Genomic DNA, 13,369 nt, shown 5'->3' with positions numbered 1-13,369 from the left:
GAACCTACTTTCGAAACACGCCCTAGCCGTCGCGGGAGGGCGGGAGGACGCCCGGGTCCGTTCCCTCGTCGCCCGCGCGCGCGGCGGGGCTGTCCACCAGGACAGGGGGTTCCGGGACCACGGGTCCGTCCACGGGCGGTTCCACCGGGTCCTCGCGCGGATCGAGCGGCGGATCGAGGGGCGGGACGGAGGGCGGGGCGGAGGGCTGCTCGCTCACGTCGTGCCTCCTGTCGCCCTCAGCAGGGCCCGGTAGTCGGCCTCGCCCGCCAGCAGTTCGGCGAGCGTCCCGTACTCGGCCGTGACCTGCGCGTATGTGCGCTGTGTCCCGTATGCCGGGTCGAGCGGCCCGTCGGGACTCAGCCCCACGTCCCTCGGCACCCCGTTGTACGACGTGCCGCGCAGCGTCAGCGTCTGCTGCGGCGCGCTGCCCGCGGTACAGGCGGTGCGCGTCCCGACCACCCAGGCGAGCGTGTCGAGCCGTGCCCCCGTCGTGTCCACCACCCTTACGGCGTCGCCGAGTTGCACGCGTGGATCGTGCAGGATCTCGACCTCGCCCAGCACGGGGACCGGATAGCGGCCGGCGTTGAGCATGGTCTGGGCGAGATCACTGGCCGTGGCACTGTTCTGGACCCACTCGGAGGCGGGGGCCGTGTACTGCTGCCTGCCGTAGTACCTCTGGCTGTCCGGACTCCACCAGGCCGCCTGGCGCTGCTTCGGATCGGCGCTCGCCTTCAGGGAGTAGATCCGTACCGAGGGCCTGCCGTCCTTGGTGACCGTCCAGAGGGGCACGGACCCGGTGTTGGTGAAGCGCGCGACATAGGTGGGACCCTCGCGGCGGCAGCTCACCGTGACCACGCCCTTGACGGCCGTGCCCCCGGTCTCCGCGGTGCCGAAGCGCACGCCGTGCCCGGTGAACACCGCCGAGTCGTCGGTCACGACCAGCGGTCCGATGTCGAACTCGTCCTCGGCGACGGCGTACGGGACCTCCACCGACGCGCCGGGGGCGATCCTCCGTACCTCCGTGTCGTCCACGACGCTGCCGGCCGTGCTGTCGACACCGCCCCAGTCCTGGTAGGGCTGTTCGCAGTGGTTGCGGCAGGCGTCGATCTCCTCGCCCACGGTCAGCGAGGCGATGTCCCTGCGGGTGGTGACGGTGAGCGCGGGCTCGGCGGGCACCCGGGCGAACCGGGAAGGACCCCGCCAGTGGAAGACGCCCTGCTCGTCGAACTCGGCCGTGGACATGCTCGCGCGCGCGATCTCCGTGATCACGTCCCACTGCGAACCCGACACCTTGGGCATGTTGTAGACCGGCAGCGCCTCGGCGTCGAGCACCGCGCCCTTGGTCCATCTCCCCTTCTGCTCCCAGTCGTCCCGGGTGAAGGAGGGGATGTCGGCCGCGACCCGGTCGGTCACCTGGAGGCACTCCACCGCCATGTCGGTGGCCAGATCGACCCGGTACAGCTCCGCACGCGGCTGGGCGGCCGACGGGTCGACATAGCTGCCGAGGCCTCCGGCGAAGTACGACCCGTCGGGTCCGGTCAGCCGGGGCTGTACGACCGGCAGCACCGTGGTCCCCGTCGACCGGGTGTCGACCAGCACCCCGAGGTGCCATCTGCCCCGGAGAGCGGCCAGCTTGCTGTAGGTCCACTCGAAGTACCAGCCCGCGCCCGACTGCGTACCGGAGTAGATCCGGAACGTCCCCGCGGCGATGTCGAGGACCCCGCTCAGATAGCCGTACGCCCCGCCGCTGCGGTCGAACACCGCCTTCATCTCGATCTTGTTGCCCTTGGCCAGGGCGGTGTTGACCCAGCATTCGAGCAGGAAGACCTTGCCGGGGGTGACGAACCGCGAGCGCGGCATCCAGGAGGCGGTCAGCCCGGCGGCCCTCGGCATCAGGGCCATCTCGAAGGGCGCGCCCTCCCGTATCCAGTCGTAGTCACCGTTCCAGGGCACGTTCTCGGGCTGGCCGTAGGTCGCGTTGACGCCGCCGTGCAGTGAGGCGTAGAGCGCGGTGAAGGCGTCGGCGTCGGTCTCCGCCAGCGGCGCGCGGGGCGGCGGGCAGGTGTGGATACCGCCCTGGCGCAGCAGTTCGTCCACGCACCACGGGGCGGAGGCGATACGCCGTCCTGTCAGGACCCCGTGGTACGGACGGGGCAGTGAGGCGGGTCCGCGCAGCCGCTCCGCGCCGTCCAGGGCCTGGACGGTGACGGTGTCACTGCCGGACGCCGCGGTACGGGACCGTACGGTGCCGCGGAAGGCCGGCAGCGTACGGCCGTTGACTCCCGCCGCGTGCACGACGGACTGCCCGGGGCGTACGGCGTCGCCCGTCGCGCGGCCCGCCCAGGCGGAGTACAGGCGCGGGGCCGGCTCTCCGTCGCGGCCCGCGAGCTGCGCCTCGAACTGCGCCGAGGCGCTGCCGCTGAACGCCCTCACGGCCTCCGGGAGATCGGTGCTGTAGGCGCGCTCGACCTTCCAGGACTGGATCTGCTCCCCGAACTCCCGGCCGCCGAGGCGGGTCGAGTGGACGGGGGTGCGCTCGGGAGCGGCCAGGGCGGCGTCGAGCCGCTCGTCAGAGGACTGCACCGGTCACCTCCACAAGATCGATGCTGATGTTCCGGTAGGGGAGCCGGGAGGCCGGCACATCGGAGCAGCCGGTCACGGCCATCGCCGGGCAGCCCTCGCCCAGCGCGAGTGCCACCGGCTCCTCGCCGATGGTCAGACAGGCCCCGGCGAGCCCGGTCGTACCGGTGGCGCCGGGACCGCCGACGGGAGTGACGAAGGCGGCGCCCTCGGGGGCCGTCCCCGTGACCGTGGGTCCGGTGGCGGACACGGTGGCCAGATGGCCGCCGTCCCGGTCCTTCCAGTCGAGCTGGGCGACGCACACGCCGGGGTCCCAGTCCGGCGGCAGCAGCCAGGAGACCCGCATGGCCGGCATCACCGGCCAGCCCGGCCAGGCGCCGTGCCGCCAGCCGATCCGGGTGGCCGGGTCCTCGCAACTGCCGAGCACGACATCGTCGACGGACGGGGTGACGGTGAACGACCCCCGTGCGGTGAACCAGTGGTCGGTGCTGCCGGGGAGGGCGCTCTGTCCGGCCGCCTGGTACGGGTCGAGCAGATTGACGGACGCCGGGTCGAGAACGGCGACGGACCGGCCCGCGTACACCGCGCGTCCCAGCATCCCCGGGCCGTTGACGCGCCGCGCGAGCCGCACCAGATGGTCGGCGTCGGCGGGCTCCAGCCACTCCCAGGAGAACTTGAGCCTGCGGGTGGTACGGGCGGGCGCGACGGCGGTGATCTGGCCCTCCAGCGATGTGAACTCACTGACCTGGAGTTCGGCGCTGCGGTCCCAGCTCTTCGCCTGGGTCGTGATCTCCCGCAGCAGTCCCGGCTTGCCTATCCAGAGATTCCTTGCCATGTCCGTTCTCACCTCCGGGCGAGCTTGCGCTGTCCGACGAGGACGGCGCGGGCGATGGTCTGGGAGTCCACCTCGACCTGGACGGGCCGCTCGGCGAGCCGCTCGACGGCCTCGGCGAGCCGGTGCAGCGCGGCCCCGCCGCCGGGGTGGTGGCCGAGCATGCGCTCCAGCCTGGAGAGCGGGATGACGGCCTCGGACTCACCGCCCTCGCCGATGAGCGCGAGCCGGCCGCCGGAGCGGGCCTCCACGATGCCGCCGTCGGCGAGCTGCGGCACGGGTATCCGGGGGAGGTTGAACTGGAAGCCCTTGCCACCGATGACCGGCACCCAGTCGGGGACCTTGAACTTGACCTGGTTGAGCCCGCTGATCAGGGCGTTGAGTCCGCGCACCAGCATGCGGGTGGGCGTGAGGAAGGCGTTGACGACCCCCTTGAAGAGGGGCTCCAGGAACCTGGCCGCGGCCGAGGCGGAGCTCCTCATCGCGCTCCACGCGGCGGTGAAGCCCTTCTTCGCCACCGCGACGACCTTGTCGACGCTGACGAACCGGGCGATCAGCGGCGTGAGCAGCGTCATGATCAGCCCGAACGGACTCGCCGCCATGGCGAGGTTGAGCCCTCGCTGCGCCAGCGACGCCCCCTTGAGCCCGCTGCCGAGGCCGCTCATGGACTTCCCGCCCCGGTCGGCGTTCTTGCCGGCCTTCCCGACGGAATTCTCGACGGCGTCGGCCTGCCGCTTGACGTCCTGGAGGGACTGTCTCGTGCGGTCGGCGGCGCCCTTGAGCCTGCCCAGGGAGGACGTGAACCTGTCGGTGCCGGTCCTGGCGGTCCCGAGCCCGCCGCCGACGGAGGTGAGCGTCCCCCGCAGCCGGCCCACGGCGGTACCGCCGGTGTTGACGGCGTTCATGAGCCGTGTCATCGCCGTGCTCGTCGTACCGGTGCCGGTGCGGAACCGGTCGAGACTCACGGTGGCGTTCATGAGGGATTGCTTCAGCTTCATGGGTGAATTCCTCCTCTCTTTCAGGAAAGGGCGGCCGCGAGCAGATTGACCCGCCTTTCCAGCAGGGTGACCTGGCTGGTCGTTCCGGAAAGATCGGGAGAGGAGTCCATATGACGAATCTGCTGTCTGGCCACGTTGGACCTGGTGTCCATACGGGACACCCTCCTTTCCAGCGCCTGAATACGGGTGTGGGAGTTACGGATCTTGCTGTGCGCGCCGGTGGTCAGATCCTGGAGGCGCGCGATTCCCTTTTCCATTCTTTCCAGTCGCGCTCTCGCGTCGGCGATCTCCCGGGCGCGTCGCTGCCGCTCCTCGGCGGCGACGCGCCACATGAAGCCGAACCTGTTGCGCTCGACGTCGTACCGCTTCAGAAAGGCGTCGATGGCCGGCTCAAGACTGAGCAGCGGGGCCAGTTCGAGCTTCACCACCGTAAGGGCGGTGACCAGACCCAGGAATTCCGGGTCCTTGACGGTCTCCCAGAGGCTGCTCGCCGTCTCCTTCTTGACCCAGGATTCGGTCGCTATCGCCTCGGGGTCCGCCTCGAAGGCGACGTCCTTGATCTTCTGCGCGTCCGCTTTTCGCCCGAGATTCTCCCTCATTTCCTGGACTTCGGCGTCGAGTTGCGCGATTGTCTTGTCTGCCATCACTCCTCCTGCGGTGGCGGAGTTGCTACGATTCCCGCATGAATCTTGCGACCGTCGCGGCCTGTGCCGAGATACTGATCGGCGTGGGGGCCGTCCTGTGGGGAACACTGCTGACGCGCTCGTGCCGGCACGAGCACCGCAGGAGCCGGACGGTGGAAATGGAGATACTGGACCGGATAGAACTGTCGGCGGGCACCTCCTACCGTCTTTCGCCGGTCGAGGGACGGACGAACGGTCCGGGAACGGAGCCGCCGTGGGTGGCGCTGACACCACGGAAATTCGGGGACCGCGCTTTTCCGGACGGTGGGACGGTGCTCGTCGACTACGACCCCGGGCAGCCGGCGTTCTGCTATCCCCCGGGCGCCTATCCCCGGCTCAGGCTGTGGCCTCTGGCACTGGCCGCGGCCGCGGCCGGAATCATCACCCTCACCTTCGGCCTGATCAATCTCGTATGACGGCTGTGACGGCTGTGACGGCCGTGGCGGCGGGTCCGCTGTGCGCTGGCGGCCGTCCACCGGCCGCGCGATGCCCGCGCCGTCAGGAGAAGAACAGCGCGAGATCGGACGCATCCGGCGGGTCGGGCGCCGCGGCGGGTGTGCTCCCCGCCACCGCGCCGGAGGCGTCTCCCGGACGGGGTAGGGGCTCCGGGGCGTCGGGCGGATCGGCGTCCTCGTCGCGGTTGACCGCGGCGAACATCCAGTTGGCCTCGGCGAGCCGGTCCACCGCGTGGGCCAGGAGATGGTCCGTCACCGACCAGTCGGCCGCCTCGCCGTGGAGGTCACGGGCGAGGGCACTCTCGCGCGGCAGATGGCGGACCAGTACCGCGACGCGCCGCGACGAGAGCCGGCCGCGGTGCCAGTCCAGCAGGTCTGTGCCGTAGTACCGCAGCAGGTCGGCCTCCAGGGCCTCGGCGTGCTCTTCGATCAGCTCGCCGAGGCCGAGTCTTCCCCCAGGCCGAGCCCGGTCTCCTTGCCGTACGCCTCCAGGATCGCCGCGATGTCCTGCATCGTGACGTCGTGCCGCTCGAAGCGGAGGAACTGCCGGTCGCCGAGCAGGAGCCGGAGCAGTCCGTCGACGTCGTTGTCGTCGAGATCGCGCAACTGGCGTGCCGTGGCACGGGTCAGCTCGGTCGGCAGCTCGAACGTGTCGTCGTCGAGGTCGAAGGTCCAGGCCCGGCCGAGCGCTTCGAGACGCTGGGCACGCGCGGCGTTCACATTGAATCCGGTCATCCGAGACTCCTGTTCGCGGAGAGGGACAAGAAGGACGAGGGACAGCAGAGGAACAGCAGAGGGAAGAAGGGGGAGAGAAGAGGGACACGGGCGGTGCCCGGCGTGCGCCCGTGGGGCACACCGGGCACCACGGAGAGCGGGGCTCTACGCGTAGGCCGCGTCCTTCATCAGCCAGGTGGCGAGCGGGAGGGTGGTGTCGTCCTGCGCGTACGCCGTGAACGTGACGCCGAGCTTCATCGCGCCCGTGCGGGTCATCGAGATCTCCTCGGTCTCGGTGACCTGTCCCCGCGGGATGACGAAGCGGTACGTGACGTCCCCGGCGCCGTTGCTGTCGGTGAACTCGAAGCCGAGCTGGCGCTCGTCCGCCTTGGGATTGGCGGAGAGGTCGTACTTGTACGTACCGGCCGCGGCCGGGGAGGCCAGGAGCGAGGTGGCGCCGCCGCCCATGAAGAAGGGCAGGGTGTTCTTGTTGATCTGGAGGAGCTGGAACTTCACGGTCAGCTCACGGTCGGAGTAGATGTAGCGCAGCGCGCTCACCGACTGCCAGCCGTCCACCTGGTCGATCTTGTCCTTCTTGCTGAGCTTGATGCCGTCGGTGGTGGTGTAGCCCAGCTCGGTCCAGCCGGTCCACGCCACGGTGGTGTCGATCGGGGCGGCGGGAGCGCCGGTCCCTCCTGACGGCGCCACCAGCACCTTGCCGGTGCCTGCGACGCGGATCTCCTTGCTGCTGTTGGGACCGGTAGCCATGCGAACTCCTTCTGAGGCGAGGGGAGACAGGGTGCGGGCCCGCCTACGCGGGCCGGATCGAGAGCCGGACCGTCGAGAGATAGCGATGACCGGCCGGCCGGTTGTAGTCGGGCAGCCAGCGGGGCCCGTCCGCCTCCGCGACATCGGTGACGGCGGCCGTGCCGTACCGCGTACCGGCCAGCTCCAGGACACAGGCGCGCGCGGCGAGGGCCACGGTATGGGCCGTCGTCTTGTCCGGGCCGTAGACCTCCAGGTCCAGCAGCGGCTGGTCCAGATGGAGATCATCGACCCACGCGCCGCCGACACGGGAGACGAGGACGGCCTTCTGCGTGCCGTCGAACCCGGCGGGCGGGCGGTTGTCGACCGTGGTGCCGGCCAGTTCGGGCCGGTCCTCCAGAAAGTCGACGACAAGCCGTTCCGCGTCGGGAAAGTTCAGAACACTCACATGGACGCTCCCTTCGGAGGGGCGGATGGGATGTGATTCCGGGCAACACGAAGCGGCAGGACCGCCGCCCCTGGGAAGGGGCGCAGCTCTGCCGCTGCCTCAAGTGTGATCGAGGGTGTCCGATCCCGCAACTCACCTGTGGACAAAGGGAGTTGGGGACACCGGACAACGGAGGAGGGCCCCACCGTCATCCGGTGGGGCCCTCCGGGCTCCCGCGCTCAGGAGCCGACCCGCCCGCGGTGGACCGCCCGTTCCGCCGCGAAGACGTCCTCCAGCCGGTAGAGCAGGCGTCTGCCCTGCCGTCCCGCCGCCGTGAGGTGCCCGAGCTGGACCCACTTGCGGATGGTCGCCGGCGACACCGCCACCTCCGCCGCGGCGAGGTCCCCCGAGATCAGTGCCGTACTCATGGCGCGTCCCCCTCCAGCCTCATGACGCGTCCCCCTCCAGCGTGTGGCGGCAGACGGGGTTCACACAGATCACGGCCGCCCGCTCGGGGAACGCCCGCAGCGACACGGAGTCGCAGACGGGACACCGTCCCGCGACCCGGACGAGCTGCTCGGGATCGCCGAGCGCCCGCGCGCAGCGGCGCGCCATCCGGCGGGTCTCGTCCTCGACATGCGCGGCCAGGTCCGGCAGCGCGTCGATCCGCTCCAGAAGTCCGGCGATCCGGCGCAGGCGCACGGGTACGGGCGCGGCGGCGACCCGGCGCAGGCCCAGCCGTTCCCGTACGGCCTCCTCCAGCTCCACCACCCCGTCGGTGATGTCACGGAGGGCGTCCGACACATGGAGCCGGACCGGAGCGACGGTGCCGGCGGCCGGCGCACCGCCGCGCCGCTCTCCCGGGCCGCGGCCCGGACCCGGGACCAGTTCCTCGACGAGTTCGGGAAGACTCCGGATCAGTGAGGCGATCCACAGTGCGCCGCCCCCGCCGGTCACACCGTCCCGGCCGGTCACACCGTCCCCGCCCGTCACACCGTCCGCCTTACCTCACGGCCGTTGCGCCAGAGGCGCCCGCCGCTGACCCCGTCGAACCAGGTGTGCCGGGGGTCGACGACGGCCTCGCACTCCTTCCGGATCGGACAGTGATTGCAGGCGCGCAATACCGGTTCGGCTTCCGACGCGCTCCTGGTGAAGACGGACCGCTGAGGCAGATGGGCGCAGGCGGCTGCCCTGCGCCAGTCGAGTTGATCATTCCTATAAGAGAAACCCGAGGTCACGGCGGCTTTTGCCGCCGTCGTCCGTGGAGACACGTGCAACCCCTCCCCATGTATGGGAACATTTGTTCGACAGTTGCGAACGCCCGCTCAGAGTTACATGGTGCGAGCGCGTGCGCAAGCGACTACGCTCCGTCGTGGAGGTGACCGCCCATGCCCTGCTTCCCGTGTGCCGGCCGCGCCGCGTACGGCATCCGCACAACTACGCGCGAGCGCGCACACCTCTGGATGCGCGCGCGATCGGTACGCTGTCCCGGCGACGAGGGGAGAGCGACAACATGGGAACAAGCTCGTGGGCGGGTGCCCGTAACGAGCCGGGCTTCCGCGGCGGTGACGGCGTCAGAAGTCGCGCCGACGGACTGGAGGCGTTCGCCGGCTGGGTCGAGGCGCTCATGCGCCGCCGGGGATACGACATCGACAGTCCGCGCGGCGGCGGCAAGTCGAAGCTCGCCGACGACGCGGGGGTGCACCGGGCCGCGGTCAGCCGTCTGCTCCAGCGCCAGAGCATGCCCGATCTGGAGACGATGCGGCGGCTCGCCGGGGTACTGGGGGTGCCGCTGCGGGACATGCTGATCCGCTCGGGACGGCTGTCCGAGGACGATCTGCCGGTCGCGTCCCGGCAGCAGTCCGACACGGCGGACGACTCCCCGGAGCTGAGTCCGGAGGAGGCCGCACGGAGAATGGGAGTACCTCCTGAACTGCGGGAGGTCTTCGTCAGGGTGGTGAAACAGTTTCTGCCGCAACGCGGTTAGGGTCATTCGTTCGGATCAGGCCGGACCGGGGAGCGGGGGCCGGAACGGTGCCGGGGCACGCGAGCCCGGCGCGATCCGAACGAGAGGCCCTGGGCCCGGGGGGCTGGCTCGGCAGCCCTGTGGGGGGGCATGAGGGAGGGCACGGATGGCCAACGAGGAGAACGGCGGTGCTGGTTCCGGCCAGCAGGACCGCGTCGCCATGCTGCTGGGCGCCTTACTGATCGAACTCGGCCAGAAGGTCCAGCGGGCCGGCGTCGAGAGCGTCCATATCCTCACCGACGAGGACATCGAGCGTGATCAGGTGCTCTGGTACCGCACCGGCTGGGACGAGCACGCCCGCGCGGCCGATCCGCGGCGGCCCGGGGCCGCGGGCCACCCGGACACGGAGGACTTTCCCGTCCCGCCGGGCCGGCTGATCCGCTTCCCGGACCAGCCGTCCGGGGGCATCCCGCCCGAGCCGCCCCTGCCGCCCCGTGCCCGAGGGTATGAGTACGGGCAGCGGCCAGGACAGGAGCACGGGCAGGCTCAGCAGGGGCACGGACAGGCTCAAGGACCGCCGCACGAGCGGCCGTCGCCGTTCTCGGGCGGCGGCGCGGGCGACGCGGACGTACGCGATCTGATGCCGCACCGCCCCCGGCCCCGCCGCGCGCGGGAGCACGGGGACGAGAGATGAGCGCCGGCGCCGCCGCTCGGACGGTCCGTCAGACGGGCAGGGCGTAGGCGTCCGCGATCAGTTCGTAGCTGCGCAGACGCGCCTCTCCGCCATGGGCGTTGGCGGTGATCATCAACTCGTCGGCACCCGTGCGCTTCTGGAGGTCGTTGAGGCCGTCGCGGACGGCGTCCGGGGTGCCATGGACGATATTGGTGAGCCAGGTGTTCACGAACTCCTGCTCCAGGGAGCTGAACTGATACGCCTCGGCCTCCTCCGGGGTCGGCACGAGACCCGGACGGCCGGTGCGCAGCCGCACCATGGAGAGGGCGCCGGTGAGGACCTGGCGGCGGGCCTCGCGCTCGTCGTCACAGGCCAGCGCCGCGACCCCGATCAGCGCGTACGGGGCGTCCAGCACCTCGGAGGGGCGGAAGCTCTCCCGGTAGAGATCGAGCGCCGGGATCGTGTTCTGCGCCGAGAAGTGGTGGGCGAAGGCGAAGGGCAGCCCCAGCACACCGGCCAGCCGCGCGCTGAAACCGGACGAGCCGAGCAGCCAGAGCGGCGGACGGGCGGCGGGGCCCTGGACCGGCCCCGGGACCGCGTGGATACGGGAGTAGGGGTGGCCGTCGGGGAAGTCGTCGTCCAGGAACCGGGTCAGCTCGGCGAGCTGCTGCGGAAAGTCGTCGGCGCCCTCGTTCAGCCGGTCGGAGTGGCGCAGGGCCGCCGCCGTGGCGCCGTCGGTGCCCGGAGCGCGCCCGAGGCCCAGATCGACCCGGCCCGGGGCGAGCGCCTCCAGCGTGCCGAACTGCTCGGCGATCACCAGCGGCGCGTGGTTGGGCAGCATCACCCCGCCGGAGCCGAGCCGGATGCGCTCGGTGTGGGCGGCGAGATGGGCGAGGATCACCGCGGGCGACGAGGACGCGACCCCCGGCATGGAGTGGTGCTCGGCGACCCAGTGCCGGTGGTAGCCCCTGCTCTCGGCGAGCCGCGCCAGCGCGACGCTCGTACGGAGCGACTCGGCGGCGGTGGAACCCTGGCCCACCGTGACCAGGTCCAGCACGGAGAGCGGTACGGGCGCCGCCCCCTGTGCCGTACCCCGAATCGCGTCCGTCGTGCCTCGGCTCGTGTCGTGGTCGTCCACCGGTCTGACCCTTCTGCGCGGAAGTGCGTACACGTGTACAGAAGGGGTGCAACAGGAGGGGCTCTCCGGTTATTCCTCACCGCCGCCCCGCCGCGTGCTACTCCCTGCTCGCGAACAGCGTGCCCAGCTTCGGCGCCCACACCTTGCGCTGCGCCAGCCGCAGCCCCTCCCAGACCGAGACCTGGTTGGCGGTCAGGACCGGCTTCCCGAGGGCCTCCTCCAGCTCGGGCACATACGCCGCCGTGTGCAGGGCCGTGTCCGGGAGCAGCACGGCCTGCGCCTCCGGGTGGTCGCCCGCGCGGGCCAGCGCCAGCACCTGGTCCCACTCCCAGGTGCCGACCTCGGCCGCGGTGATGATCCCACTGGCCCGGTCCGCGACCACCTCGATCCCGGCCGACTTCAGGAACGCGGTGAAATGGCCGGTGACATCCTCCGGATAGGTGGCCGCGACGGCGACCCGCTCGAAGCCCAGTTCCCTCGCGGCGTGGACGAAGGCGAACGAGGTGCTCGACGCCGGCAGCCCGGCGGCCCTGGCCAGGGTCCGCGTCTGCTCGTGGGCGCCCTCCCAGCCGTAGACGAAGCTCCCGCTCGTACAGGCCCAGACCACGGACTGGGCGCCCGCCAGCCGGAGCTCCGCCACCCCTTCGGCCAGCCGGTCCGGCGAGCCCATCTCGATCAGCGCGTCGACCCGGTGGGCATCCTCACCAATATCGGTGTGGACGACGGCCAGCCGGATGTCGATGCCGAACAGCGCCTCCATACGGGGATAGTCGTCCTCGGCGGAGTGTCCGGGGTAGAGGAATCCGACGGTGGTCATGTCCAGCCTTCCTACTCATCGGGCAGCGGCTCCGGAAGGGACTCGTGCGGCGGTCCTGGCAGCGGCTCCACGGACGGTTCCGCCCGTGACGACGGCTGCGACGACGGCTGCGGGGCCTGCGGGGCGGCCTGCGACGCGGGCGTGGCGGGGCCGGGGGCCGGGGCCACGGGACCGGCCGGCCCCATCGGCCCGATCGGGGCGACCGGCCCCATCGGCACCACCGGCGGCAGGGCCTGTATCGAGGGGATCGGCGCGACCGGAACGGCCGGAGCGGCCGACGGACCGGCCGAGACCGACGGCGCGGACGGGACAGGGGGCAGCGCCGGGGCCGTCGGCGGCGGCGGGACGGGCAGGACCGACACGTCCCGTGTCTCCTGCGTCTCCTGCGCTCCTCGCATCTCCAGCACCTCCCGTGCCTCTCCGGCCTCCTGCGTCTCCCGCGTCTCCTGGGCGCCGCCCGCCTCGCGCCGGTCGAGCAGCAGCCCCTGGTAGGGACCGACCGCCCGCGCCCCGAGCCTGCGCAGTGCCGCCCACATCGTCACCTGGTTGGCGGACAGCACCGGCATCCGCAGCTCCGCCTCCAGCTGCGGAATCGCGTCGTACGTCGGCAGATTCGTGCAACTGATGAAGAGCGCGTCCGCCGACCCGACCACGGCCTCCCGCGCCATGTCCACGACCGAGCGGTACGGCACCTTCCAGATGTGCCGCGTCAGCCCCAGAAAGGCGCGCCCAGTCACGGTTACCCCGACCTCCGCCAGATAGTCCTCCAGTGCCTGGGTGACCGACTCCGTATAGGGCGTGACCAGCGCGATCCTGCTGGCGCCCAGCTCCTCCAGCGCCTCGACCAGGGCGCCCGTCGTGGTGAGCGACGGCACCTCACCGGCCCGGTTCATCGCCTCGCACATGGCGCGCTCGCCCGCCGGTCCGCCGACGAAACTGCCCGACGTGCAGGCGTACGCGATGACCTCGGGCTCGGACGCGCCGAGGGCCCGCACCGCCTCGCCGAGCGTCTCGTGCTCGCTGACCAGCCTGGCCAGATCGAGGGAGACCTCGACGGGGACATAGGGCGTCCTGGTCACCCGCAGCGAGATGTCGTCGGGCACCCAGCGCCACAATTCGCGGTCAAGGGCGAAATCGAAAGGGGCGACCACACCCACTCCACGCTGCGGTTGTGGTCCACCCAGAAAGGAGACGTGCAAGACGGGCCCCCTTAGCCTGTTATTGACGACGGTAAGAGCCAGGTGCAAGCGTGGTCAATCCGCACATCTCAGACGTTGCACGGATTTTCCCCGGTGGAAATCATTCGCACCATCAGACCCGT

At 71.1% G+C, this 13,369-nt stretch carries 17 protein-coding genes and 1 pseudogene; 3 read left to right on the top strand and 15 right to left on the bottom strand.

Annotated elements, in window-relative coordinates:
• Nucleotides 1-22: 22 nt before the first annotated feature.
• The 5 genes from ACFYYH_RS06525 to ACFYYH_RS06505 are packed head-to-tail and all read right to left on the bottom strand — an operon-like array spanning nt 23 to nt 5,054.
• Nucleotides 23-217 carry a hypothetical protein gene (locus ACFYYH_RS06525; RefSeq protein WP_388546714.1) on the bottom strand — a complete coding sequence of 65 codons (195 nt, stop codon included), beginning with the start codon at nt 215-217 and terminating at the stop codon, nt 23-25.
• Complete coding sequence (locus ACFYYH_RS06520; RefSeq protein WP_388546713.1) at nt 214-2,583, bottom strand: hypothetical protein; 2,370 nt, start codon at nt 2,581-2,583, stop codon at nt 214-216. The genes ACFYYH_RS06525 and ACFYYH_RS06520 overlap by 4 nt, the downstream gene beginning before the upstream one ends.
• The gene (locus ACFYYH_RS06515) at nt 2,570-3,415 is read right to left on the bottom strand and encodes a hypothetical protein (protein ID WP_388546710.1); all 846 of its coding nucleotides are present in this window, start codon (nt 3,413-3,415) and stop codon (nt 2,570-2,572) included. Before ACFYYH_RS06515 ends, ACFYYH_RS06520 begins: the two co-directional genes overlap by 14 nt.
• A gap of 8 nt (nt 3,416-3,423) precedes the next feature.
• Nucleotides 3,424-4,410, bottom strand: a complete 987-nt coding sequence (locus ACFYYH_RS06510; RefSeq protein WP_388546707.1) for a hypothetical protein — start codon at nt 4,408-4,410, stop codon at nt 3,424-3,426.
• A 20-nt stretch (nt 4,411-4,430) separates the two neighbouring features.
• Nucleotides 4,431-5,054 carry a hypothetical protein gene (locus ACFYYH_RS06505; RefSeq protein ID WP_388546705.1) on the bottom strand — a complete coding sequence of 208 codons (624 nt, stop codon included), beginning with the start codon at nt 5,052-5,054 and terminating at the stop codon, nt 4,431-4,433.
• Nucleotides 5,055-5,092: 38 nt separating this feature from the next.
• On the opposite strand from ACFYYH_RS06505, the gene ACFYYH_RS06500 reads away from it, so the two are divergent.
• Nucleotides 5,093-5,509 carry a hypothetical protein gene (locus ACFYYH_RS06500; RefSeq protein ID WP_388546702.1) on the top strand — a complete coding sequence of 139 codons (417 nt, stop codon included), beginning with the start codon at nt 5,093-5,095 and terminating at the stop codon, nt 5,507-5,509.
• 82 nt (nt 5,510-5,591) lie between these two features.
• On the opposite strand, the gene ACFYYH_RS06495 is transcribed toward ACFYYH_RS06500, so the two are convergent.
• The 7 genes from ACFYYH_RS06495 to ACFYYH_RS06465 all read right to left on the bottom strand — a co-directional run bounded on the left by ACFYYH_RS06495 (nt 5,592) and on the right by ACFYYH_RS06465 (nt 8,692).
• Nucleotides 5,592-5,978 carry a hypothetical protein gene (locus tag ACFYYH_RS06495; protein WP_388547260.1) on the bottom strand — a complete coding sequence of 129 codons (387 nt, stop codon included), beginning with the start codon at nt 5,976-5,978 and terminating at the stop codon, nt 5,592-5,594.
• On the bottom strand, nt 5,978-6,283 hold the full coding sequence (locus tag ACFYYH_RS06490) for a hypothetical protein (RefSeq protein ID WP_388546700.1): 306 nt from the start codon (nt 6,281-6,283) through the stop codon (nt 5,978-5,980). The genes ACFYYH_RS06495 and ACFYYH_RS06490 overlap by 1 nt, the downstream gene beginning before the upstream one ends.
• A 144-nt stretch (nt 6,284-6,427) precedes the next feature.
• Nucleotides 6,428-7,030 (bottom strand): phage tail protein, encoded by a 603-nt coding sequence (locus tag ACFYYH_RS06485; protein WP_388546697.1) that lies wholly within the window; start codon nt 7,028-7,030, stop codon nt 6,428-6,430.
• Nucleotides 7,031-7,073: 43 nt separating this feature from the next.
• On the bottom strand, nt 7,074-7,475 hold the full coding sequence (locus ACFYYH_RS06480) for a hypothetical protein (protein WP_388546694.1): 402 nt from the start codon (nt 7,473-7,475) through the stop codon (nt 7,074-7,076).
• A gap of 218 nt (nt 7,476-7,693) precedes the next feature.
• The gene (locus ACFYYH_RS06475) at nt 7,694-7,882 is read right to left on the bottom strand and encodes a hypothetical protein (RefSeq protein WP_388546692.1); all 189 of its coding nucleotides are present in this window, start codon (nt 7,880-7,882) and stop codon (nt 7,694-7,696) included.
• A gap of 19 nt (nt 7,883-7,901) precedes the next feature.
• A complete protein-coding gene (locus tag ACFYYH_RS06470) occupies nt 7,902-8,447 on the bottom strand; it encodes a hypothetical protein (protein ID WP_388546690.1) in 546 nt (181 codons plus the stop codon).
• Nucleotides 8,444-8,692: a WhiB family transcriptional regulator gene (locus ACFYYH_RS06465; RefSeq protein WP_388547258.1), complete on the bottom strand. Its 249-nt coding sequence runs from the start codon at nt 8,690-8,692 to the stop codon at nt 8,444-8,446. Before ACFYYH_RS06465 ends, ACFYYH_RS06470 begins: the two co-directional genes overlap by 4 nt.
• A gap of 389 nt (nt 8,693-9,081) precedes the next feature.
• Between ACFYYH_RS06465 and ACFYYH_RS06460 the strand changes: the two genes are divergently transcribed.
• Together ACFYYH_RS06460 and ACFYYH_RS06455 are read left to right on the top strand one after the other, a co-directional pair.
• A complete protein-coding gene (locus ACFYYH_RS06460) occupies nt 9,082-9,441 on the top strand; it encodes a helix-turn-helix domain-containing protein (RefSeq protein WP_388547256.1) in 360 nt (119 codons plus the stop codon).
• Nucleotides 9,442-9,586: 145 nt separating this feature from the next.
• Nucleotides 9,587-10,114 (top strand): hypothetical protein, encoded by a 528-nt coding sequence (locus tag ACFYYH_RS06455; RefSeq protein ID WP_388546688.1) that lies wholly within the window; start codon nt 9,587-9,589, stop codon nt 10,112-10,114.
• A gap of 28 nt (nt 10,115-10,142) precedes the next feature.
• Here ACFYYH_RS06455 and ACFYYH_RS06450 read toward each other — a convergent pair whose 3' ends face one another.
• The 3 genes and pseudogenes from ACFYYH_RS06450 to ACFYYH_RS06440 form a co-directional block, all read right to left on the bottom strand.
• Nucleotides 10,143-11,231, bottom strand: a complete 1,089-nt coding sequence (locus ACFYYH_RS06450) for an LLM class flavin-dependent oxidoreductase (RefSeq protein ID WP_388546686.1) — start codon at nt 11,229-11,231, stop codon at nt 10,143-10,145.
• Between the two features lie 97 nt (nt 11,232-11,328).
• Nucleotides 11,329-12,048 carry a decarboxylase gene (locus ACFYYH_RS06445; protein ID WP_388546684.1) on the bottom strand — a complete coding sequence of 240 codons (720 nt, stop codon included), beginning with the start codon at nt 12,046-12,048 and terminating at the stop codon, nt 11,329-11,331.
• Nucleotides 12,049-12,523: 475 nt separating this feature from the next.
• Nucleotides 12,524-13,247, bottom strand: a pseudogene (locus ACFYYH_RS06440) (decarboxylase); the annotation flags it as partial.
• Between the last annotated feature and the right edge of the window lie 122 nt (nt 13,248-13,369).

Origin of the sequence: Streptomyces sp. NPDC002018 (genome assembly GCF_042890865.1) — a bacterium.
GTDB lineage: Bacteria > Actinomycetota > Actinomycetes > Streptomycetales > Streptomycetaceae > Streptomyces.
Note: the sequence above shows the minus strand (reverse complement) of the source record. Positions and strands in the feature narration are given on the sequence as shown.

Excerpts from the sequence above, each read along its gene's own strand:
- ACFYYH_RS06515 (WP_388546710.1), bottom strand. The coding sequence starts at position 3,415 with ATGGCAAGGAATCTCTGGATAGGCAAGCCGGGACTGCTGCGGGAGATC.
- ACFYYH_RS06510 (WP_388546707.1), bottom strand. The coding sequence starts at position 4,410 with ATGAAGCTGAAGCAATCCCTCATGAACGCCACCGTGAGTCTCGACCGG.
- ACFYYH_RS06505 (WP_388546705.1), bottom strand. The coding sequence starts at position 5,054 with ATGGCAGACAAGACAATCGCGCAACTCGACGCCGAAGTCCAGGAAATG.
- ACFYYH_RS06500 (WP_388546702.1), top strand. The coding sequence starts at position 5,093 with ATGAATCTTGCGACCGTCGCGGCCTGTGCCGAGATACTGATCGGCGTG.
- ACFYYH_RS06490 (WP_388546700.1), bottom strand. The coding sequence starts at position 6,283 with ATGACCGGATTCAATGTGAACGCCGCGCGTGCCCAGCGTCTCGAAGCG.
- ACFYYH_RS06485 (WP_388546697.1), bottom strand. The coding sequence starts at position 7,030 with ATGGCTACCGGTCCCAACAGCAGCAAGGAGATCCGCGTCGCAGGCACC.
- ACFYYH_RS06475 (WP_388546692.1), bottom strand. The coding sequence starts at position 7,882 with ATGAGTACGGCACTGATCTCGGGGGACCTCGCCGCGGCGGAGGTGGCG.
- ACFYYH_RS06460 (WP_388547256.1), top strand. The coding sequence starts at position 9,082 with ATGCGCCGCCGGGGATACGACATCGACAGTCCGCGCGGCGGCGGCAAG.
- ACFYYH_RS06455 (WP_388546688.1), top strand. The coding sequence starts at position 9,587 with ATGGCCAACGAGGAGAACGGCGGTGCTGGTTCCGGCCAGCAGGACCGC.
- ACFYYH_RS06445 (WP_388546684.1), bottom strand. The coding sequence starts at position 12,048 with ATGACCACCGTCGGATTCCTCTACCCCGGACACTCCGCCGAGGACGAC.